Origin of the sequence: Bacillus sp. OK048 (assembly GCF_900103525.1) — a bacterium.
GTDB lineage: Bacteria > Bacillota > Bacilli > Bacillales > Cytobacillaceae > Neobacillus.
The window spans coordinates 262,369-283,851 of sequence record NZ_FNHN01000008.1 but is presented as its reverse complement, the minus strand read 5'-3'; the positions used below and the strand labels follow the sequence as shown (position 1 = coordinate 283,851).

The 21,483-nt window shown below is 37.5% G+C and carries 22 protein-coding genes; 7 read left to right on the top strand and 15 right to left on the bottom strand.

The window, feature by feature from the left end; genetic code table 11:
* Positions 1 to 486: 486 nt before the first annotated feature.
* Entirely contained in the window at positions 487 to 606 is a 120-nt protein-coding gene (locus BLR86_RS26650; protein ID WP_254782354.1) for a DUF6254 family protein, read from the bottom strand.
* Positions 607 to 787: 181 nt separating this feature from the next.
* Here BLR86_RS26650 and BLR86_RS16630 point away from each other — a divergent pair, with 181 nt between their 5' ends.
* Entirely contained in the window at positions 788 to 1,399 is a 612-nt protein-coding gene (locus tag BLR86_RS16630) for a CPBP family intramembrane glutamic endopeptidase (protein WP_090763703.1), read from the top strand.
* Positions 1,400 to 1,440: 41 nt separating this feature from the next.
* Here the strand turns inward: BLR86_RS16630 and BLR86_RS16625 are convergent, their stop codons facing one another.
* Positions 1,441 to 2,493, bottom strand: coding sequence for a YkvI family membrane protein (locus BLR86_RS16625; RefSeq protein WP_090763701.1), 1,053 nt, complete (start codon positions 2,491 to 2,493; stop codon positions 1,441 to 1,443).
* A 95-nt stretch (positions 2,494 to 2,588) separates the two neighbouring features.
* Here BLR86_RS16625 and BLR86_RS26840 point away from each other — a divergent pair, with 95 nt between their 5' ends.
* The gene (locus tag BLR86_RS26840) at positions 2,589 to 2,714 is read left to right on the top strand and encodes a hypothetical protein (protein WP_302847227.1); all 126 of its coding nucleotides are present in this window, start codon (positions 2,589 to 2,591) and stop codon (positions 2,712 to 2,714) included.
* On the opposite strand, the gene BLR86_RS16620 is transcribed toward BLR86_RS26840, so the two are convergent.
* Together BLR86_RS16620 and BLR86_RS16615 are read right to left on the bottom strand one after the other, a co-directional pair.
* A complete protein-coding gene (locus BLR86_RS16620) occupies positions 2,709 to 4,403 on the bottom strand; it encodes a M3 family oligoendopeptidase (RefSeq protein WP_090763699.1) in 1,695 nt (564 codons plus the stop codon). The two genes, BLR86_RS26840 and BLR86_RS16620, sit on opposite strands and share 6 nt — an antisense overlap.
* Positions 4,404 to 4,497: 94 nt before the next feature.
* Positions 4,498 to 4,938: a MarR family winged helix-turn-helix transcriptional regulator gene (locus BLR86_RS16615; RefSeq protein WP_090763698.1), complete on the bottom strand. Its 441-nt coding sequence runs from the start codon at positions 4,936 to 4,938 to the stop codon at positions 4,498 to 4,500.
* A gap of 364 nt (positions 4,939 to 5,302) precedes the next feature.
* Here BLR86_RS16615 and BLR86_RS16610 point away from each other — a divergent pair, with 364 nt between their 5' ends.
* Positions 5,303 to 6,541 carry an MFS transporter gene (locus BLR86_RS16610; RefSeq protein WP_090763697.1) on the top strand — a complete coding sequence of 413 codons (1,239 nt, stop codon included), beginning with the start codon at positions 5,303 to 5,305 and terminating at the stop codon, positions 6,539 to 6,541.
* 139 nt (positions 6,542 to 6,680) lie between these two features.
* The gene (locus BLR86_RS16605) at positions 6,681 to 7,028 is read left to right on the top strand and encodes a hypothetical protein (RefSeq protein WP_090763696.1); all 348 of its coding nucleotides are present in this window, start codon (positions 6,681 to 6,683) and stop codon (positions 7,026 to 7,028) included.
* 110 nt (positions 7,029 to 7,138) lie between these two features.
* Here BLR86_RS16605 and BLR86_RS16600 read toward each other — a convergent pair whose 3' ends face one another.
* The 10 genes from BLR86_RS16600 to BLR86_RS16555 form a co-directional block, all read right to left on the bottom strand.
* On the bottom strand, positions 7,139 to 8,029 hold the full coding sequence (locus BLR86_RS16600; protein WP_090763695.1) for an acyl-ACP desaturase: 891 nt from the start codon (positions 8,027 to 8,029) through the stop codon (positions 7,139 to 7,141).
* A gap of 206 nt (positions 8,030 to 8,235) precedes the next feature.
* On the bottom strand, positions 8,236 to 8,520 hold the full coding sequence (locus tag BLR86_RS16595) for a ferredoxin family protein (RefSeq protein WP_090763694.1): 285 nt from the start codon (positions 8,518 to 8,520) through the stop codon (positions 8,236 to 8,238).
* The gene (locus BLR86_RS16590) at positions 8,520 to 9,815 is read right to left on the bottom strand and encodes an FAD-dependent oxidoreductase (RefSeq protein ID WP_090763693.1); all 1,296 of its coding nucleotides are present in this window, start codon (positions 9,813 to 9,815) and stop codon (positions 8,520 to 8,522) included. Before BLR86_RS16590 ends, BLR86_RS16595 begins: the two co-directional genes overlap by 1 nt.
* Entirely contained in the window at positions 9,799 to 10,839 is a 1,041-nt protein-coding gene (locus tag BLR86_RS16585; RefSeq protein ID WP_090763692.1) for an electron transfer flavoprotein subunit alpha/FixB family protein, read from the bottom strand. The genes BLR86_RS16590 and BLR86_RS16585 overlap by 17 nt, the downstream gene beginning before the upstream one ends.
* Positions 10,840 to 10,872: 33 nt before the next feature.
* Positions 10,873 to 11,700, bottom strand: a complete 828-nt coding sequence (locus BLR86_RS16580) for an electron transfer flavoprotein subunit beta/FixA family protein (protein ID WP_090763683.1) — start codon at positions 11,698 to 11,700, stop codon at positions 10,873 to 10,875.
* Between the two features lie 600 nt (positions 11,701 to 12,300).
* Complete coding sequence (locus tag BLR86_RS16575) at positions 12,301 to 12,546, bottom strand: aspartyl-phosphate phosphatase Spo0E family protein (protein ID WP_254782353.1); 246 nt, start codon at positions 12,544 to 12,546, stop codon at positions 12,301 to 12,303.
* 225 nt (positions 12,547 to 12,771) lie between these two features.
* Positions 12,772 to 13,809, bottom strand: a complete 1,038-nt coding sequence (locus tag BLR86_RS16570) for a PAS domain-containing sensor histidine kinase (protein WP_254782352.1) — start codon at positions 13,807 to 13,809, stop codon at positions 12,772 to 12,774.
* Positions 13,810 to 14,047: 238 nt separating this feature from the next.
* The gene (locus BLR86_RS16565) at positions 14,048 to 14,920 is read right to left on the bottom strand and encodes an EamA family transporter (protein ID WP_090763675.1); all 873 of its coding nucleotides are present in this window, start codon (positions 14,918 to 14,920) and stop codon (positions 14,048 to 14,050) included.
* Positions 14,921 to 15,127: 207 nt separating this feature from the next.
* Entirely contained in the window at positions 15,128 to 17,422 is a 2,295-nt protein-coding gene (locus BLR86_RS16560; protein WP_090763672.1) for a thiamine pyrophosphate-dependent enzyme, read from the bottom strand.
* Positions 17,422 to 18,435, bottom strand: a complete 1,014-nt coding sequence (locus BLR86_RS16555) for a 2-oxoacid:acceptor oxidoreductase family protein (protein ID WP_090763667.1) — start codon at positions 18,433 to 18,435, stop codon at positions 17,422 to 17,424. Before BLR86_RS16555 ends, BLR86_RS16560 begins: the two co-directional genes overlap by 1 nt.
* 301 nt (positions 18,436 to 18,736) lie before the next feature.
* On the opposite strand from BLR86_RS16555, the gene BLR86_RS16550 reads away from it, so the two are divergent.
* Complete coding sequence (locus BLR86_RS16550) at positions 18,737 to 20,488, top strand: B12-binding domain-containing radical SAM protein (protein WP_090763665.1); 1,752 nt, start codon at positions 18,737 to 18,739, stop codon at positions 20,486 to 20,488.
* A gap of 20 nt (positions 20,489 to 20,508) precedes the next feature.
* Here BLR86_RS16550 and BLR86_RS26165 read toward each other — a convergent pair whose 3' ends face one another.
* Positions 20,509 to 20,670 (bottom strand): hypothetical protein, encoded by a 162-nt coding sequence (locus BLR86_RS26165; RefSeq protein WP_175492927.1) that lies wholly within the window; start codon positions 20,668 to 20,670, stop codon positions 20,509 to 20,511.
* A 127-nt stretch (positions 20,671 to 20,797) separates the two neighbouring features.
* On the opposite strand from BLR86_RS26165, the gene BLR86_RS16545 reads away from it, so the two are divergent.
* Complete coding sequence (locus BLR86_RS16545; RefSeq protein ID WP_090763662.1) at positions 20,798 to 21,148, top strand: DUF3905 domain-containing protein; 351 nt, start codon at positions 20,798 to 20,800, stop codon at positions 21,146 to 21,148.
* Positions 21,149 to 21,255: 107 nt separating this feature from the next.
* Positions 21,256 to 21,453 carry an alpha/beta-type small acid-soluble spore protein gene (locus BLR86_RS16540; protein ID WP_090763659.1) on the top strand — a complete coding sequence of 66 codons (198 nt, stop codon included), beginning with the start codon at positions 21,256 to 21,258 and terminating at the stop codon, positions 21,451 to 21,453.
* The last annotated feature ends 30 nt before the right edge of the window (positions 21,454 to 21,483 follow it).

Sequence of the window (21,483 nt, the reverse complement as noted above, 5' to 3'; positions counted from 1 at the left end):
GTGAATATGAAACGAATTATCACGTTAATGGGTAAGTAATAGCCCATTATTTTACCTTTAAAAATCCAAAACACGAAAAAAGATTAGGGAATGTTGAAAAACATCCCTAATCTTTTTAATTTTTATTGCAGTAAATTTAGATTGCCTATATTTTCAGCAGTCTCGCCAGTCGCTGCCTTTTCTATTTTTTAAGGCTGTGTTTAAACTGGATTGTTGATTTGAGCTCCACTAAGGAATTATCATCGCAGGGACAGGCGATCTCTGCCTGTACCGAGGCGCTACGCTTTCCGCGGGCGGTCCGTGGAGCCTCCTCGGCGCTGAAGCGCCTGCGGGGTCTCCACTGCCCCGTCCTCCCGCAGGACTATGAATTTTCTTCCTCGAATAATCACCGCACGAAGAAAATGCGGTAGCATTTTCGAGGATCGAGCGCCTTCCGCTCAAATCAACAGGTTAAAATCTATAAAAACGTAGTCTATTTTAATAATATTACCGATCCTTATCAGCTTCTTTTGAAAGCTGTTTTAGTGATTTTACTTTTCCGTGCGGGTTTTGGTCTTGTTTACGAACGGTCCATTCACGCTCTTGTTGACTTTGTGATTTGCTCATTGTTTGTCCTCCTTTCCTTTCACATAACTATTTTTCCTATTTCTTTTCAGTCTTATGAGTAGAATTGTGTTGTAAACATTTCCTTTCATAAATCATTTTTGCTACAATAAATTTTATTGTTGGCTGTTATCTTAATGATTGTTGCAAAAAAAGTCTTATTGTGGAAGGAGATGAAAAATAATTGAAGAATCGCTTCTATGACCTGCGGCTTATTACTGGCTATATACTTGCCCATGCTCTCATGTATTTCACCTTCCATGATCGAGCGATTTTTTGGTATATCTTTACAGGTTCGCTTCTCATATTAATCACCTTTGCTATGTTTCAAGAAGATGTTGAAGATGAGTCATCATTTTTTACCTATATATTCATTGGTGCTTTATCAGGAATACTTCTCTATTCTCTTTTTTGGCTGGGTGTTCAAGCCTTTGATATACTTAACCTGCCATTTGAAAATAGTATTAAGAAACTATACCGTTGGTTTGCCCCATCATTATTTTGGCAATATCTTGCATTGATTTTAGTAGCAGCTCCAGGAGAAGAACTCTTTTGGCGCGGATTTGTTCAAAAAAGACTCCTTCGTTATTTCGGACCGTTAGGAAGTATTACATTGGCAGCCTTACTATATTCTTTGGTTCATATTTATTCAGGAACCTTTATCCTAATGCTGGCCGCATTTCTCTCGGGACTTATGTGGGGTGCCCTCTACTTGTGGAAAAAGAGTATGCCACTGGTAATTGTTTCACATATTGTTTTTGACATCATGATTTTTATTATTTTGCCGTTAAAATAGGAAAAGCATCAGTCTACGTAGGAGACGATGCTTTTCCTATTTTAAGGATTATTGCGATCATTTTTTAATGGCTTCATCCATAAAAGGATAAAAAAGATAAGGCTGATATAGCCAAATAATGGATAGAGACTAGACAAAAGCTTACTATAGTCAATCAGACTGATGAGATAAGAAACGATGAATATAGCTGATATTGTAATAAATGTAGGTACTGTTACAATTTGCCTTATCTGCCGCTCAATTCCATATACGTTCCCAATGACTGAAGTAAAAATTTCACCATAAATAACAAGAACAAAAATCCAATAAAAAAAAGGTGCGATTTGCTTCATAATAATTGCCATCGGTATCTCATATATCTCTAGATTAGGCAGCATAATCAGTGTAAAATGACTGGATATTAAAATGACTGTTAAAGCTGTCCCCCCTAAGATTCCGCCCCATTTGATTGTCCAATCGTCCTTAATTTCATTCGCGATGGGAACGAGCACTGCTTGTGCTAAGGCTAAGTTTAATGCTGTATAAGAAAAAGGTGCTACTATGCTTTTCCATCCATCTTCCGCATGTGGGATAAATAATAAGTGATTGATGAAATCGGGTTGTTTGATAGAAAGTGTCATTAACATTAAACTGAAACAAACCATAATAGGAACAACGAACGAGTTCACTGCAAATAGCCCCTTAGTACCAACCATCATCACTACAAAGGAAAAAAAGATTGTTATAAATATACCTAAATTCTTTGTAAGACCTAATTGTTCTTCAAATACAGCCCCTGCTCCTGCAAGCATTACAGCAGTTACTCCAAGAAGCATAAAAAGCATAATTATATTAATACCCCTGCCTGCCCATTTCCCAAACAAGTGTACATTAAATTCCTGGTATGAAACCGCATTAATTCGAGCAGCTATTCTCATCAACTTTGATCCTAACAGGATAAGGAGGCAGCCACTCAGTAATATGCTTAAAAAGCCAATGAAGCCAAACCGAGAGAAAAACTCAACGATCTCTCTTCCTGTTGCAAATCCCGCACCAACAACCGTACCCACGTATACTGCGGCGATTTGAAAAGCTGCTGACCAATTCTTTTTCACCTCATCTCCCCCTCAAATTCAATATATGAGCAAGAGGACAAACAAAGACGAGCTTTTTTCCAATCCGTCAATTTAGTAATAAAAAAAATTTACATATGCAAATCAATAAAAGTTCAAAAATGATCATCATAACCTTGATGACAACCAAAACGCATCGAAAAATCGTAAAAATGGTCATCATCATCCCGATGATGACCACAATTCATGAGAATTTTTTATAACTTTTGATCTTCTACTGTGTTTAACCAGGCTTCAATTTCACCCACTACTGATCGTACGCAGCCATCTTCAAAAGGTGAAATCAGATTTGCTTCTTTTACTAGCTTTGTAAACGACATGCTGCCGCCAAGTTTACAAAGACTAACGTAATCAGCCCAAGCCTCTTCTTGGTTTTCTCTAGAACGTTTCCAAAATTGGAAGGCACAAATTTGGGCTAAAGTGTAATCAATATAATAGAAAGGTGAGTTAAAAATATGTCCCTGGCGCTGCCAGAAACCGCCATTTTCTAAATAAGAATTCCCATCATAATCCTTATGCGGTAGATACTTTTTCTCAATTTTGCGCCACGCCTGTTTTCTCTCCTGTGGTGTTGCTTCGTAATTTTCATATACCCAATGTTGGAATTCATCAACAGAAACCCCATATGGTAAAAATAATAAGGCTGAACTTAAATGGGAGTATTTATACTTATCTGTATCTTCCTTAAAAAACAAGTCCATCCATGGCCAAGTAAAAAATTCCATACTCATCGAATGAATTTCACATGCTTCATAAGTCGGCCAATTATATTCTGGGATTTCAAAATTCCTACTTGAATAAACTTGGAATGCATGGCCTGCTTCGTGTGTTAATACATCAATATCTCCAGAGGTGCCATTGAAATTAGAAAAGATAAACGGTGCTTTATAGTTTTCAATGAATGAACAATATCCTCCGCCAGCTTTTCCTTTTTTGGCCACAAGATCCATTAAGTTATTATCCTGCATAAATCGGAAAAACTCTCCCGTTTCTGTTGATAGTTCTTCATACATTTTTTGCCCATTTTCAATTATCCATTCGGGGCTGCCCTTAGGCACGGCATTGCCTGTTTTATAGTTAAAAACTTCATCATAGTATTTTAACTGATCCACACCGATTCGTTCCTGCTGCCTTGCTTTAAGTTTCGTTGCAATTGGAACGATAAAATCCTTCACCTGCTGGCGGAAATTCGCTACCATCTCAGAATTATAATCTGTTCTCATCATCCGATAGTAACCTAATTCAACAAAATTTTTATAACCTAGTGCTTGAGCAATCTCCGTCCTTACTTTAACTAGTTCATCATAGATACGATCAAACTCTTGTTCATGATTAGCTAAAAAGCCAAACTTTGCTTCAGTTGCCCGCTTTCTCATTTCTCTATCTGTTGACTCAGTGAAGGGCTCTAATTGTGCTAAAGTTCGCTCTTCACCTTCAAAATTAATTTTTGCAGATGCCACTAATTTTGTATATTCTGTTGAAAGGCGATTTTCCTTTTGTAGTAAAGGAACAATTTCCGGTTTAAAGGTCTTTAATTGTCCTTCTGCAAGGGCAAATAATTGCTGACCCCATTTAGCTTCTAATTCATTCCGGTACTTAGAATTTATCAGAGCGTGATAATACTTAGTAACAAAGCCTTCAATTTCCGGCTGAACTTCATCCATATAATCTTGCTCGGCTTTATAGAACTCATCATTTGTGTCCACAGAATGGCGGATGTAGCACAGATTAAACATGGTTCCAATATCATTTCTAATTCCGTTTACTTCATTCATAGCTAAGCTTTGCTCTTCCACAGAAGAGGCTTTTGAAAACTTTTCAATCGCTGCCTCAAAACTTGTTTTTACTTCATCAAGGTTTGGACGGACATATGTATACTCTTCAAATCTCATTGGTACACCCCTTAAAATTGATTTTTGCAAGTAAATCATTTCGACATTATCTATTCATATTCCTTTAATGAAAAAAAATACGGCCGAAGCCGTATTAAAATTTCCCTGCTGGCAATCCAAGTTTCTTCAATAAATCAATCGCTTCTTGTTTTTCAGAATCTGTCAAACTAGACATTAGGGTATGAATCTGTTGGGCATGCTCTGGAAAAATTTCTTGAATAAATTCTTTTCCTTTATCTGTGATTTGGGCAAATGTAACTCTTCTGTCATTGGGACAGGCGATTCTGGTTAGCAGTCCTTTTTGCTCAAGCTTATCCACCACATAGGTGATACTCCCGCTAGCAAGTAATATTTTCCCGCCAATTTGCTGCATTGGCTGTTCACCTTTATGAAATAAAAGCTCTAATACGGCAAATTCGGTTGGGTTTAATCCACTTGCTTGAATAACTTTATTCACATGCTCATTAATCGCTTTAAAAGCCCTTGAAAGAACAATAAATAGCTTCAACGATTGTGCTACAGAATCATTTTCCATAAGAATCATCCTTTTTATAATTTGTCCAGCTCCAGCGCCTAGCCCCTCGAGGTCACTTCGGTCCTGCAGATGAAGTCGAAAAGCATGACTTCATCCACAGGCCCTCCAGTGCTTGTCGGGGCTGAGCAAGGCGCTTCCGCTTTTCTATTTATCTCGACTTCAAGATTATTATAAAAAACTTTTCTACTTGTGTCAATTTAGCTCTTAAGGTTAATTTCATCAATCTGTATGTATTTTGGATTCGCTCTCAAACCTTTCAGCATTAAATTTAGGTAGAGGTTCGAAACAATCCAGTTCTCATTTTTCAAAAAATTATGTAAGATAGGTATATTAAAAGTTTATTTAAAATAAATGAGGTGTGATGATGAGTCAACCTGCAGCAGCGTCTGCAAACACAACCAAGGCTTCTGAGAAAACAATGTTTAATATTCTTTTTATCATCGGGCTTTGCCATTTACTTAACGATGCCATTCAATCAGTGGTACCGGCAATGTTTCCAATCCTAGAAAAATCGATGGGATTATCTTTTACTCAACTAGGAATTATTGCCTTTTCCTTAAATATGGTTTCATCGGTACTCCAGCCAGTGGTTGGTGTTGTAACAGATAAAAAGCCGATGCCATATGTCCTGCCAATAGGGCTTACATTAACACTTGGCGGTGTTCTCGGATTAGCGTTTGCTCCTTCCTTTGGTCTAATTGTTTTTTCAGTCATTTTTATTGGGCTTGGGTCCGCAGTATTTCATCCTGAGGGTTCAAGGGTCGCCTATATGGCAGCAGGAAAACGAAGAGGACTGGCACAATCAATTTACCAGGTAGGCGGTAATACGGGGCAAGCATTAGCTCCACTCATAACTGCACTTATTCTTGTTCCGCTCGGACAAAGAGGTGCATCATGGTTTACCATTGTTGCAGCAATTGCAGTCCTATTATTAATCTATATTGCTAATTGGTATAATAAAAGATTAGCCAGTGAACTCCCGTATTTTAAAAAGAAGAATATCTTACCCGCAAAAAAGGTTGGTCTATCCAAAAGTGTAAAACGGGCATTGCTGGTCATTCTTTTGATCATTTTTGTTAGGTCATGGTATATTTCGGGGATGACTAATTTTTATGCATTTTATGCAATCGAAAAATATTCGTTTTCCATTAAAGAATCACAGTTATTTCTATTTGTCTTTTTAATTGCCGGCGCATTCGGGACTTTCTTTGGCGGGCCAATAGCAGATCGCTTTGGTAAGAAAAAAGTAATTGCAGTTTCCATGTTGGCAACCGCACCATTTTCCTTACTAATTCCATTTGTACCCTCCGCAATTGCGTTTATCCTTCTTCCTGTGGCAAGTTTTATTTTAATGGCAAGTTTTTCGGTTACCGTTGTTTTTGCACAAGAACTTGTACCAGGAAAAATCGGGACGATGTCCGGATTAACGGTGGGACTCGCATTTGGAATGGGCGCAATCGGTTCAGTAGGACTTGGATACATAGCTGACCTATTTAGTTTATCATCTATGGTCTCTTCGTTAGGATTCTTACCATTGCTAGGGTTAATTGCATTCATGCTTCCAAGTGACCAAGTAGTCCGAAAATGGAATCAAGAGAATTAGGAAAGGATGGGCATTTGCCCATCCTTTCTTTATTATGTAAATTTCGTTGAATTTTCGAAAATTTTTAACATTTTTGTTCAAAAAAACTTGAAAACTATCATATAATATAGTTACAACAAATAAGGGAGGGCAAAAAATCATGAAAACACCTAATTATCATGACTTTTATCAAAAGGCATTAGTCCCAATCGGGTTAAATGATCTGTTGACTCTAAATGAATTAGAGTCATATGACATTGATTCACCTTTCACTCATTGGCTCATAGCAATTGAAGGAGCGCAGCTCTCTCAAACAAAGATCTACTATCATTGGAAAGTAAGTATTTACCCGTCAAATTGTGAAGGTGATATGAATTGGCAGAAACCATTCTATTGCTCTCCAAGTATGGAATCTATGGATAGAGCACATGATATTGCCTGTTCTTTTACTTCCTTAAGCAAACAAGACCAACTTTCCACATTAAAAGTACAAGAGAAAATATCTTAACTAAAAAAATATTCCCCTTTCCGCTTCACCTTCTTTTTACTCTCCTTTGTGAAATAATCTACATATAGTAATAAACCCATGGATACGAATGGTGGATTTGAAAATTATCCCTATTTATTTTTATAAAAACGATCTCTTACTCTTTTCAACCGATTGTGATAATTTAGGATGTCCTGTCTAGCCTTTTCTGCTTCTGGTGCAATCGGCCGTAATGTTTCCAGCTCCCAATAGTTAACAATCACATCTAATACTTGATCAAAATATTCCAATGGACCATAGTTTGCCTCTTTTGCAATGATCGACATACGATCTTCAAAATCAGGCATCACTGTACCCGGCATTTGGAAGTTCTTAATAACATGTCCTAAATGATAACAGTAGTTAGGTTCCAATTGGAGATGAAATTTAATGACATCGCGATAAAAAGCATAATGCAGCGTTTCATCTTTTGCTAATCGGCGTAGCAGCCTAGCTAAATCCTTATCATGTGGTCCAGCTGATTTTGCAACATTATTATAAAAGACCATTGTTGCCAATTCTTGCAATGAGGTATAGACCATGGTTTCAAATGGCGTATGATAATCCGGATTCCAGCCATTCTCAACCGTTTGCTTGTGTAATTGGTGGAGTCGCTTAGGATCAACATTACGTGTAAGTAAAAGATACGTTTCAAGGAGGTTAGAATGCTGGTCTTCTTCTGAAGTCCAAGTATGGACAAAATCCTTAATAACCGTTAAAGACCCTTTAAATGTTTGATCTAAATGAGATGTAAACCAAGGCAAGTTCACTTCGGTTAATAGGGCCGTTTCAACTGCAGTAATAAGGGCAGCAGGTAGTGTAACCTGGCTTTCATCCCAAGGAACGCGTCGGAAATCTACCCCTTTATCCCACGGCAGGAAATCATGATAACCCCAATCAATTTTTTCAGACCGCTTTTTATGTTCTTCATATAATTCTATAAGTTTAGGCTCCAACCTAAAGTCCAAATCATTTGTTAACATCATTATCCCCCATTGTATGAAATTCAGTTGTATTCTATTTGGATGAACTATTTATATCAGATACTAGCACCTGATACTATATTATTATACACAAATATTCTGAATTTAACTAACAAAAGGAATTCTGTGAAACAACAAAAAGTAGCACACCCCATGTCAAGGGATGTGCCACCTCTTTAAGATCATACAAAAAACTTTTTTAGTAATTATGCCAAACGGAAGACAATTCCATGTCCGCCTTTTGGATATTCCCATTTAATGTTTTGGTGCGGGCAGCCGATACGACAGCTTCCACATTCGTGGCAGCCTTCATATCCAACCTGCATTCGTAATCCTTCCCATTTGTATACTTCAGCAGGGCAGAAAATCGTGCAAATCTTATCAGGACATTTTGTCATACAAATATCATCATCCATAACGGTTAAGTGGGACTTTGTATCAGCTCTAAAACGAAGAAGGTACTGTTTTTCTTCGATATTTTTAGTTGACATTATTTCACCGCCTTCCAAGCACGATAGATATCTTGTATTACTTTAATCGTTCCTCTTTCTGCTGTTACACTCTTCATAATCTCTTTTTGTTTCTGTCGCTTTGGTGTTCCATCGACTGTGAAGAATTTGCTCATAGCTTTATTCATCATCGGTACATATTCTTTAAAGTATTGTGGATACTTCTCAAATGTGTGGGCGGCATCTTTATATTTCTCTAAATCTTTGATTATGAAGCTATCATAAAGTTTCTGACGATAGATATTTAAGCTAGATTCAGAATAGTCTCCACGGTGCTTCGCCTCAATTACCGTTTCAGCAGCAAGTAAGCCAGAATGCATTGCCATGTTCGAACCTTCACGATGAATGGCGTTAACAAGCTGCGCAGCGTCACCTATAACCACTACACCGTTTCCAGCTACTTTCGGTACCGAGCGATAACCTCCCTCTGGAATGAGGTGGGCAAGATACTCTGCTGATTCTCCACCAGCGAGCATCGGTTTAACCATAGGATGTGTTTTTAAATAGTCTAGAAGGTCATAAGGCTTCATTTTTGATTTGATCATGCTTGATAGAGTGGTACCTACTCCGATGTTCAAACTGTCCTTATTCGTATATAAAAAGGCAGTTCCTAAGTTACCTTTTGTTGAATCTCCGAATATTTCAATTGTACAACCTTGATTATCCTCTAGATTAAAGCGATCATTAATTTTTTCTTTTGGTAAATTAATAACTTCCATTACCGTTAGCGCAACTTCATCGGGACGGAATTCTTTATGGAAGCCTAACTGTTTGGATAGTAATGAGTTTACCCCGTCAGCCAGAACAACTACATCCGCAAATACTTCTCCGTTTGGCCGGTCAGTCCGGACACCAATTACCTTTCCGTTTTCAACAATGCACTCCGTTACGACCGTTTCATTTATTAGCAGTGCACCTGCTTCCACTGCTTTTTTCGCAAACCATTGATCAAATTGCGCCCGTAAAACAGTAAAATTATTATAGGGTTCAACCCCCCATTCAAGCCCCTTGTATCCAAATTGAACCACTGACTCTGTATCCATCATCCAGAATCGCTGCTCAATCACCGGTCTCTCGAGTGGTGCTTCTTTCCAAAACTCTGGAATTAACTCCTCCATTTGCTTTCGATAAAGTACACCGCCCATTACGTTTTTACTTCCTGGATATTCTCCTCTTTCAATAAGCAATACGTTTAAACCGTTTCGGGCACACACAAGTGCACAAGATGTTCCTGCTGGTCCTGCCCCAACAACGATGACATCAAATTTTTCTGGCATAGCTCATCTCACCGCCTTTTTCAATTCGTAGCTGTTTAAATTGCTCGATTAATTTAGGGACAATTTCCATTGCGTCTCCTACAATTCCATATGTGGCTACATCAAATATCGGTGCATTTGGATCCTTATTAATAGCGATGATTAAATCAGAGTTTTTCATGCCTACTACATGCTGAATAGCACCAGATAGAGCAATGGCAAAATAAATTTTCGGGGTTACAGTTTCACCAGTCTGGCCAATTTGTAGCTCATGCGGTAACCAGCCTGCCTCAACCACATCTCTGGTTCCACCAACCGTTGCTCCTATCGCATCCGCTAATTCATAAAGTATCTGGAAGTTTTGCACATCTCCCATTCCTTTTCCACCGCAAACAATAACATGTGCATCAGCTAAATTCGCCTTTTTTGTTACGTCATTCACAATTTGCAGCACTTTTGTACGCATATCTTCTTCCTTAAGGGTAATGCTTTCTTCAATAATTTTCCCTGTTCTACCTGTCTCTGGCTCTAGAGCCTTCATTACTTTCGGTCTAACAGTCGCCATTTGCGGACGATGCTTTTTACAGAGAATCGTAGCCATAATATTTCCGCCAAAGGCAGGACGGCTGGCTTCAAGTAAACGGTTATCTACGTCAACATCGAGCATCGTTGTATCAGCAGTCAAACCTGTTACTAAATCCGTTGCCACAGCACTTGCTAAATCTTTACCATTTGGTGTTGCTCCGTAAAGAATGATCTCTGGCTTGTATTTGGGAACGAGCTGCATGACACCCCTCATGTAGGATTCTGTCCGGTAATCTTTCAAAACTGGATGGTCAACAAGGTATACTTCATCCGCACCATAGGCGATTACTTGGTTAGCTAATGGTTTTATTCCGCTCCCAAGTAAAAATCCTGCTAATGGTACTTGTAATTTATCAGCAAGCTTTCGACCTGCACCAAGTAGTTCGAGTGAAACTCCTTCAATTTTACCTGCATTTTGTTCAATGAATATCCAGACACCACGGTAATCATTAAAATTCATGTAAACCCCTCCTAACGTCAAAAAGAATATTCCTTACTGTTTAGATGACTGTAGCGATAATACCTCTTTTTTCTCCATCAAGATTTCCATGAGTTGATTTACCTGCTCATCAGAGGAACCTTCTATCTTCTTTCCGCCTTCTGGCCGTGGAGGTGTAAACATTTTTCCAACAATCGTTGGCGAACCTTTTAAACCAAGCTGAGCTCTGTCAACGTTTTCAAAATCATTTACCGCCCAAATGACTGGTTCATATCTTGCTGCTTTGATCATATTCGGCATTGGTGAATATTCAATGTGATTAATTTCTTTTTCTACTGTCAATAAGCAGGGCAAATCCGCTTGAATTAATTCATATCCATTCGTTAATTTCCTTTTGATTAAAACCGTTTTTTCTTCAAAGTTCACTTCGGATACTTCAATTACATTCGTGATAGGCGGTATATCCATTCTTCTTGCAATACCAGGTCCAACCTGGCCAGTGTCGCCATCAATGGCATGTTTGCCGCAAATCACCATATCAACCGGAAGTTCTTTGTTTATTTTTTCTAATGCTTTAGATAAGGCATAACTAGTTGCAAGTGTATCAGCCCCTGCAAATGCACGGTCCGTTATCAAATATCCTTGATCAGCTCCAATTTCAATGGCTTTTTTAATAACTGCAGTTGCCTGCGGTGGTCCCATCGACAAAACCGAAATGGTCCCTCCAGTTTTTTCTCTAATGCCTACTGCTTCTTGGACAGCGTGAGCATCGTAAGGATTTAAAATGGCTGGTGCGCTGCGTCGGTCAAGTGTGTTTGTTTTGGGATTAATTTTAATTATCTTTGTATCTGGTACTTGTTTAACACATACGACAATGTGCATGTAGGAATTTCCCTCCCCCATATTTGCTTTGTTTGTTTTTGAAAGCGCTTGCCTAACTTGGTTATAAAAAATGCCATATTACGATATATGAATCGCAACACATGCATAGTACCAAACATTGATAGATTTCTTTAATGAGAATTGATAAATTTTAGGTTGAGGTCTAGAAGTATCAGATCTATAGATTTTCTTGTTGTAAGTTAATAGTGTAATAATACAGTTAATATAACTATAAGAAATTTTCGGAAATAAACAATGATATAAATCACAGTTATTGTCTAATTATGTAGAAATTTTTTCAGTAGTTGAAGCTTTTTGCGGGACTTTCTTTCTGCCTTATTCACCTGGTGCTGGAGCACTAGTATTCTTCACTAACAGAAACGAGGAATTGGTAATCGCTTTTCAAATTGCACCCGAAGGCCTTTTTACTGCCCATTTTTAGTCAATCAAACAAAAATCAAGGCCTTCATGCTGTCATCCTAGCTGATGCAATTGAAACTTTTTTCAATTATTGGTTTTATTTAATTTTCATTGTTCAAGGGCTTGTCCCATATAGTTTTTTTGCTGTAGATGCAATGGTGGTTTATCCTATTCTAAAACTCACTGAAAATAATCACATACCTTTGGAAAAATCAAAGTCATTTGATTAAACGCAAATCTCACTTCTTCCTTTGGACGTGAGCACTGCTGTGAAGCTTTTTGATATTCATTGATTAATATATCTAGCTCCTGACTGTATTTAACGGTCTCTTCACTTGTAAAACCTTTCTTATTCGCACAATTTATCATCATCGCACGTTTCGTTTTTATTGCTTTAAGCATCTCTGAAGTGTTATTATTATACATTTGCAAGTCTCCACCTACTCTTTACTCTTTTACATTAAACTACTATATAATTCATTTACTTGATGAATTATGACAAGATTTATAGTAAAAGTAAACACTTTCGCAAAAGTAGACAAAACAAGCATTTTTCGACAATTTTCCCTTGACTTAAATTGTTTTTACGACAAATCACACTCGTTCGTTGATTCACTTTAGTAAAGTTTTTTCCTTTTATAGTATTGGTTTTTACTCTTTACTTAATGGTAAAACAAGCTTAAAGTTTGTTCCTATTCCTTCTTCACTTTCGACTTGTATAGTCCCATTGTGTTCTTCAATAATTCGATAACTGACCATTAAACCTAATCCCGTACCTTTTTCTTTTGTGGTATAAAAGGGTTCTCCAAGTCTTTTTAACCTATCCTTTGGAATCCCGATTCCTTCATCTTGGATTGATATCTGTAAATATTGTTCATTGATTCGATTTATTGAAATAGAAATTTCCCCACCGTTAGGCATTACTTCAATTGCATTTTTTATGAAATTTATAAAAACTTTTTTTAATTGATTCGGATCACAATAGACTGGCAGATCGTTTTCAAATTGAGTGTTGATTTGTACATTGTAAAGGACTGCTTGAGCATTTAATAAATCAATCGTTTCCTGCATAATTTGACAAACATCTTTTTCTAGAAATCTTATTTCTTGAGGCTTTGAAAGGATTAAAAACTCATTAATAATCGAGTCCATTCTCGCTAATTCAGAAGTAATGACATCGTAATACAGAGAATGCTCAGCTCTAATACTAGGCTCAAGTAATTGGATAAACCCCTTCAAAGCAGTCATAGGATTTCTTATTTCATGAGCAATTCCCGCCGCAAGCTCCCCGATAATGTTTAAACGATCTGATTTTCGCAGCTGTTCCTGCACTTCAACTTTTTCAGTTACATCGATAACAACTGTAAGATTTAACCCATCGACAATTCCACGCTTTGTGGAGTAATCAAAATGCCTCAGTCTCCCATCATTCTTTTTAATGATCATTGTTGAATTTTGCTTACCATTTTTCGCTACATAATCAATATGATTAATGATTTCCTGTTTTTTCTTTTCTAGACGATTAAATAAATCAAATAAAGATTGACCTAGCAACTTCTCTTTTGGGAGACCAAAAATTCTTTCTGCTGAACCATTGATATCCACAATTTGATAGGTTTCGTTCCATAGAATTAGTCCATCCATTGATTCGTCAAATATTATTCGAAATTTACGTTCACTTTCTCTCAATTCCTTGTTCTGGTTTAGTATTTTTTCCAGTTTCTTTCACCCACCCCATGGAACCCAAAATAAGGTAATATCATAAATCCTATATTCTACATTATAATTTAAAATCCTTTTTACTTGACAAAAAATATTCTTGATTTAGCTTGGGAAATTTATAAAAAAACCCAGCTAGGAACCTAATCACCTAGCTGGGTTTAATTAAATTAATTGTATTCGACAAACATCGAGTCAAATGACCGCTTTATGAGGCAAGACGGAGGATAAGAATTCCTAGAAAAGCCATAGATAGACCAGTTATTTCACGCTTGCTCCAATTTTCCTTCAAATAAAAACGGGCATATAAAATTACCAACGCAACATTCATGGCAACGATTGCGGAGACTATTCCGGTAATTCCATCACGAAATGCCGGAAAAATCAGGATCATACCAACGGCATTTGTAATTCCTACGAACATTCCCCAAACGATTGTTTTTTTCTTGCTCCACCTTTCAAGTGTTTTTTCCTTATTTAAGGATCCTGCTTCTTTTCGCATGGTTATTGCCCATGAAATCGCGAAAAGAATACTGCCAGTTGTAAACATAACAGTTAATACAGGGAGGGTGGACGCTCCTGAAAGGGTTGCCTGTTTCACCGATACATCCGTAAACCCAAAGAAGAGCATCGTTAAAATTCCCCATTGAATTCCATTTAATTGGTTTAGCTTTAAGTCCTGTGAATATTTGACAAGTAGCAGTCCAGCCAACACAATGAAAAAAGCTATAAATTGCCAGCCCGTTAATCCTTCACCCCAAAGGAAGTAGGCAACAATCATAACAACCAACGGAGGCAGGCCCGTAAATAAAGCAACAATGGAGGCCTTTCCGACAGCATACCCTTTATACATTGAAGCGTTGGCAACAAACGAAAATGTCCCCATTAAGATTCCAAACAACGCCTCTGTTGTCCATGATTGCCCGATGAACATATTCCCAGCCAACGTAATGATGGTTCCCGATAAATAAACACCGAAGAGCAGTAAATTACGATTGATCGGTCTTTGTGACGTCCAATGATATAGAATTCCCCTTAAGCCAAAACAACTGGCAGCGGCAATAGCAAAAATAAACCACATAGCTTCCTTCTCCTAATCTTTGTTATAATCCTAAACTGTAGTAGCAGTTAGACTCGCTAGTAATCTAGCATTCTCCTACTTTTACTTTAAAACAATATAAACAAAATTATAGCAAAGATTATCATGGAAATGAAACTGTTGCAATCTTTTAGATTTGCTGAGTGTATCCCTTTACGGGTAACCCCCTTGATTCACGCTTTTGCTATTTTATAGATATTGATTTTCGTGTTTTGCTTTGAGACGCTGCCATCTTTTTTCTACTTCTGATTCAAATTCTTCTAAGATTGTTTTATTTTCTTCTTTTAGAAGATGTTTTGTTTTTCCCATATATTTAAGCCATTCAGAAATAGGAATTCGTTTGTTTTTATCTTCTGGGTTGTAAGTAATGCTCGTAACACCTTGTTCAACCTCATATAGTGGGAAGAAACAGGAATTTACCGCAGCATCAAGTATGGTTGCTCCGTAACGATCTTCTGATTTCCAGTTAAGTGGACAGGTAATCAATATCTTTCCATAAACGGTGCCTACATTTTGTGCATACCATTGTGCTTTTGCACCCTTTTTAACTAGGTCTTGAGGGTGGCTTTCCGCACCTGTAAATACGTATGGAATATTGGTTGCCGCCATAATTTGTGCAGTATCTTTATGATGGAATCCTTTTCCTTTTTGTGCTTTTCCAACTCCTGATGTACTTGTCATATGTCCTATCGGTGTTGAATAAGACATTTGGGAACCCGTATTCATATATCCTTCATTATCGTATTCAAGCATAATTAACTTATGTCCACGAAGGGCTGTACCAATAGCAGAACCCATTCCAATGTCCATACCGCCATCTCCGGTAATCATTACAAACGTAGCGTCATCGGAAACTTCAATTTCGCCACGGCGCTTCAATTCTAAAAATGCTTCAAGAGTTCCTGATAAGGTAGCAGCACCATTTTGGAACAAGTTATGAATCATCGTTTGTTTATGAGAACTGTGTGGATAAGATGTTGTAGTTACATATGCACAGCCTGTTTGGAATAATGTGACGATGTCACCTTCTATCCCTTTAAAGAACAATTCTAGGCCAGCAAAGATACCACAGCCAGGACATGCCCCATGTCCAGAAGCAATCCGCTTCGGTTTCGATGTAAGCGCACGGAGCGGCGGTATTTTTACTTTTAGCTTATTGGTAGCTTCATCCATTTTCACATCAATTAAACCAGAATTATATACATCACCGTGCTGTGGTGTAATCACAGGTTTAAGAATTTTTTCAGGATTACCCGGTACATGACCATAATAATCAAATGGCTTTTCAGCGAAGCCTTTTTCCATAGCCTCAATCGTCATATCAAAAAACTTCTCGGCATCACTTGCGTAGAAATCCTTGCCCCCAAGTCCAAATACACGACTAAGTACGATCGTTTGATTATTGCGATCTTCTTGAAGTGCAGATTTCACTTCATGTGTTAAATTCGGTCCATTTGCACCATATGAATCAGCACGTTCACCCACTAATAATGATTTTACATTTTTAAGAGCTTCACGAATCTCCTTTGCAGGGAAAGGACGTATGATATTTGGACTAATAATACCAGCCTTGATTCCTTTAGCACGTAATTGATCAACAACATCTTTCGCAGATTCAGCAGCAGAGTTTAATAAGAATAATGCTACTTCTGCATCTTCCATTTTATATAAATCAAGAACTGGATATTCACGTCCTGAAATTCGTGCATATTCGGCAGCTACCTCTTTAAATACTTCACCAGCAGCATAAATCGCTTCCGATTGTTGGAAATGGTTGTTCAAAAGATCATCCCCATTCATATGGGCACCAATTGTTACTGGTTTCTTAGGATCTCTGGCAAAATGATAATCTGTTGGACATTCACCAACAAATTGTTGTACTACTTTCCGATCTTTAAAGTATTCAACTCGACGCTTTTGATGGGAAGTAAAGAATCCATCATAGGCCACAATAACTGGTAACCGGACCTTAGAATGTTCGGCAATTTTAAGCGCCATAATATTCATATCATAGACTGCCTGAGGTGTTCTTGCTGTTAAGATTACCCAGCCTGTGTTTAACGCATAGTAGAGGTCAGAGTGATCCCCCCTAATATCCAGTGGCCCACTGACTGCACGCGTTACAAGGTTCATTACCATCGGAAAACGAGTTCCAGCTTGAACTGGAAGCTGCTCAATCATATAGAGCAGACCATTTGCACTTGTAGCATTGAAAACCCTGGCACCAGTTGCAGCAGCACCGTAGCAAATACCTGCAGAGCCATGCTCGCCATCCGCAGGAATTAACTTAATATCATGCTCGCCGCGGGATTTCATTTGGTCCAAGAACTGGGCAACTTCAGTAGAAGGTGTAATAGGGAAATACCCCATAATATGATAATTGATTTGTGCAGCAGCCATTGCCGCCATTTCATTTCCTGATTCAAAGGTTGAAAGCTGTTCAGCAACAGCTATTTTTGTCATTTGATCTTCTAACATTGCCATTATGATATCCCCCCTGCAAGATACGGAAAGTTCTGTTTAACACGGTTAGCTTCTGCATAGCCAATCATTTCACGGAGATCGCCTAGTGCATCAGTAGGACATGCTTCTACACATTTTAAACAGCCCTTACAATATTGGTAATCAATCCCTTTGAGGAACATTTGCTTTCTACCCTTTTTATCTTCGCCAGCTTCCCAAACGAAACAATAATCAGGACAGACATTATCACACGCAGCACAGTGAATACATTTTTCCTGCTGAAACTGTGGAAGGAATCCTTGTCTTGATCCGCTTAAATCTTTTAGAATACTATTTGCTTGTGCAGTCATCACTCCGCCAATTTCTTGAGTCATATACCCTAATTGTGGCAGTGGACGGCTGAAACTTTTTCCTTCTGCGCCCTCGGGAACGGCATAGGTTTTAAATTGTACTTCATTATAGCCGCGATCGAATGTGCGAATATTAGGTTCAACAAGATGTGGATATTTTTTTTCAAACGTTTTGGTAATAACTTTCCGCATTGAATCTGGGTCCAAGAAGTCACAAATACGATATAATGCACCTAACATCGCTGTGTTTACTTTTGTTTTTTCCTCAACCGCAATTGTTAATGCGTCTACAATAGCAAGTGTGCCGTATTCTAACTTTAAATCTTGTCTAACTTCATCAAATTCTCTCACTGTATTTACTAGAGCAATGCCATCAGCACTCAATCCGCTGACAACATCAACTGTTTTATAAAGTGCTTCATGAAAAACTGCTACAATATGTGGTTGTTCAATTGGGCTATGATCTCTTATTTCAATATTTGGTTCACAATAGCGAATAAAACTTTTAACAGGTGACCCTTTCTTTTCAGAGCCATATGATGAGAAATTAGATCCATTTAAGCCAAGACCTAATACTCCAGCTTCTGCTAGCATTTTTCCAGCCAAGTTTGCTCCAAGACCCCCGATTGATTCTAGGCGAATCTCAAAGAACCCCAGCTCATTTTTTTTCGGTAAAATTGACATAGTGTCCTCCCCTTCTTGTTCAAAACATCATGAATTCATAAAAAAATCATTTCCCCATAATTCATTTTAGGACAATCTATTTTATTACGCTGTGATAAAAATCAAACATCACTAAAAAAGTTATGTAACACTTTTAAAAAATCTAAAAAAACGTTAATTTCTGTACATTTTGGTCTTTGTTTTTTTGTATAACAGAAAAATAACTGTGGTATAACAGATGTTTATTATCATCTGGTTTACCTTTTGTCCAAAAATGGGATATAATATAATATTGTTGTTAACATGTCAAAGGAGTTTTACTATGAACGTTATCTGCAGTACCTTAAACGCTAAATATATACATACTAACCTGGCGATTCGTTACTTAAAGGCTTTTGCTGCGCCTGAATTTAACATACAATTAAAGGAATATACGATAAAGGATCCAGTCTTGAACATCGTCTCTGACCTTTATCAGCAAAAACCAAAAACCATTGGTTTTAGTTGTTATATCTGGAACATTGAAGAAACGCTTAAAGTTGTTAATATGATCAAAAAGGTTGACCCATCCATTCAGATTGTATTAGGTGGCCCTGAAGTAACCTATGATACGGTTGAATGGATGGAAAAAGCTCCAAATGTCGACTTTATCGTTATGGGTGAAGGTGAATATTCATTTAAGCAATTACTTACCGAAATGAATGGAGATAGTAACTATCATAATGTCCACGGCATTGCGTTCCGTGAGAATGGGCAAATAAAAGTCACCCCACAAATGAATAAACTCGACCTAAAAGAACTCCCATCTCCATACCGCTTTGCCGAGGATAAAAATCATTTAGGCAAGCGTGTTACCTATATCGAAACAAGCAGGGGCTGTCCATTTAGCTGTCAATTTTGTCTTTCCTCTATTGAAGTCGGAGTTCGCTATTTTGACAGAGAAAAAATCAAGGATGATATCAGGTATTTAATGGCAAATGGTGCCAAGACGATAAAATTTGTTGACCGGACCTTTAACATTAGCAGAAGCTATGCCATGGAAATGTTTAGATTTTTAATTGATGAACATCTACCTGGGACTGTTTTTCAATTTGAAATTACAGCTGATATCATGCGGCCAGAGGTTATTGAATTTCTAAATAATGAAGCACCAAAAGGACTTTTCCGTTTTGAAATAGGCGTTCAATCAACAAATGATTATACAAATGAGCTTGTTATGCGAAAACAAAATTTTGCAAAATTAACGAGAACAGTAACGATGGTGAAGGATGGCGGAAAAATTGACCAGCACTTAGATTTAATCGCTGGTCTCCCCGAGGAAGATTACTCGTCGTTTCGTAAAACATTTAATGATGTTTTTGAACTTCGCCCAGAAGAACTTCAGCTCGGTTTTTTAAAAATGCTACGAGGCACTGGTCTAAGACTTCGTGCTGCTGAACATGAGTATGTATATATGGACCATTCCCCCTATGAAATCTTGGGTAATAATGTCTTAACCTTTGATGATATTCTTAGAATCAAACAAGTGGAAGATGTATTAGAAAAATATTGGAATGATCATCGTATGAACCATACGATTGAGTATTTGGTAACAAAGGTGTTTCCATCGCCATTTGATTTTTTCCAAGAGTTTGGTGCCTTTTGGGATAAGCAGGGCTGGTCGAGGATTGGCCACCAGTTAGAGGATTTATTCCGTAGATTATTCGACTTTCTTGAAAGTCGAGCAGTAAATGACCTTGATACTATCAAATCTCTTATGAAATATGATTATTTAATTACTCATAAATATAAGCCAAGAAAGCCTTGGTGGGAGCAAAGTACGAACAAGAAGACTAGAGTTGAAATCTATAAACAAATTATTGAAAATCCATCGCTGTTGGATCAGAATTATTTAGATTTAGGGCTTGATGAAAAGGATTTATATAAGCACACAATGATTGAAGAACTAAACTTCGACCTCGCTGCTTATATATCAACCGGAAAAATTGAAACCCAGCCCTCCTACTTGTTAGCTTATTTTGACCCTGCAAACAAAGGGACACGAATCTATTCATTTATAACAAGTGTAAAATAGCCGGCTTAGAGCCGGCTATTTTAACTTCTTCCTTTTTCACCTTGCTTTGAATTGCGGTTTGCAAATCTAATTGCATTGTTATTATCAGCGAATTCTGCTGAAAATTCGCTTTCCTGAACATTTTTATGAGGCGTTTTTGAATACTTTTCAACCGCATTATGTTCCGCTTTTCGTTTAGCCATTTTCTTTCCTCCCTTCATTGATGTTACATGATTAGTTTCTTCAAAAGATGAGATTCAACACTTCCTTATTTTTCATAAATAAATTTGTTCATCTAGCAAAAAATAAGAAAAAATAGGAGTGAAAATTTTGACAAACAAAAAGAAACCATCCCCTGAAAAACTAAGTATTAATGAAACAATGCCTCACCAGATCAATGCACCAAGCTTTGAGGATACAGGAATTAAAATGCAACCTCCATTTGAAAACAAATACGGTGTCATTATTGGGGACAGTAAATATGCTTCTCCTAACTCTCCTTTAGAAAATTGGTCAGAAGCTTCTGATCCTGAAGTTATGGCTGGTGACGATTGGATTCATCCTACAAATGACATCGGCTGGAATACTCCAGAAAATCGTGAATTACTTGAAAGTAAAAAGAAACCTCAAGCTTTTCCGTTTATGCACCCAGATAAAGATGTAAGCAAGGGCAGTGATTAAATATCCAAATCCACAAAACATTACCACTTATGAAAAAAAAAATTTGAATCATAATACCATTACAGAGATAAGATTTTTCTCTGAACTGGATAAAGGAGATGAAACAAATGGCTAATAGCAGCAATAAATTATTAGTTCCTGGAATAGAGCAATACCTTGATCAGGTAAAATATGAAATTGCACAAGAGTTTGGTGTAAATCTAGGCTCCGATACTGTTTCACGTGCCAATGGTTCAGTTGGCGGCGAAATTACAAAGCGGTTAGTTAAACAGGCTCAAGCTCAAATGGCAGGTCAACAACAATAACAACCTAATAACATGGAAAAAGTCCGGCAA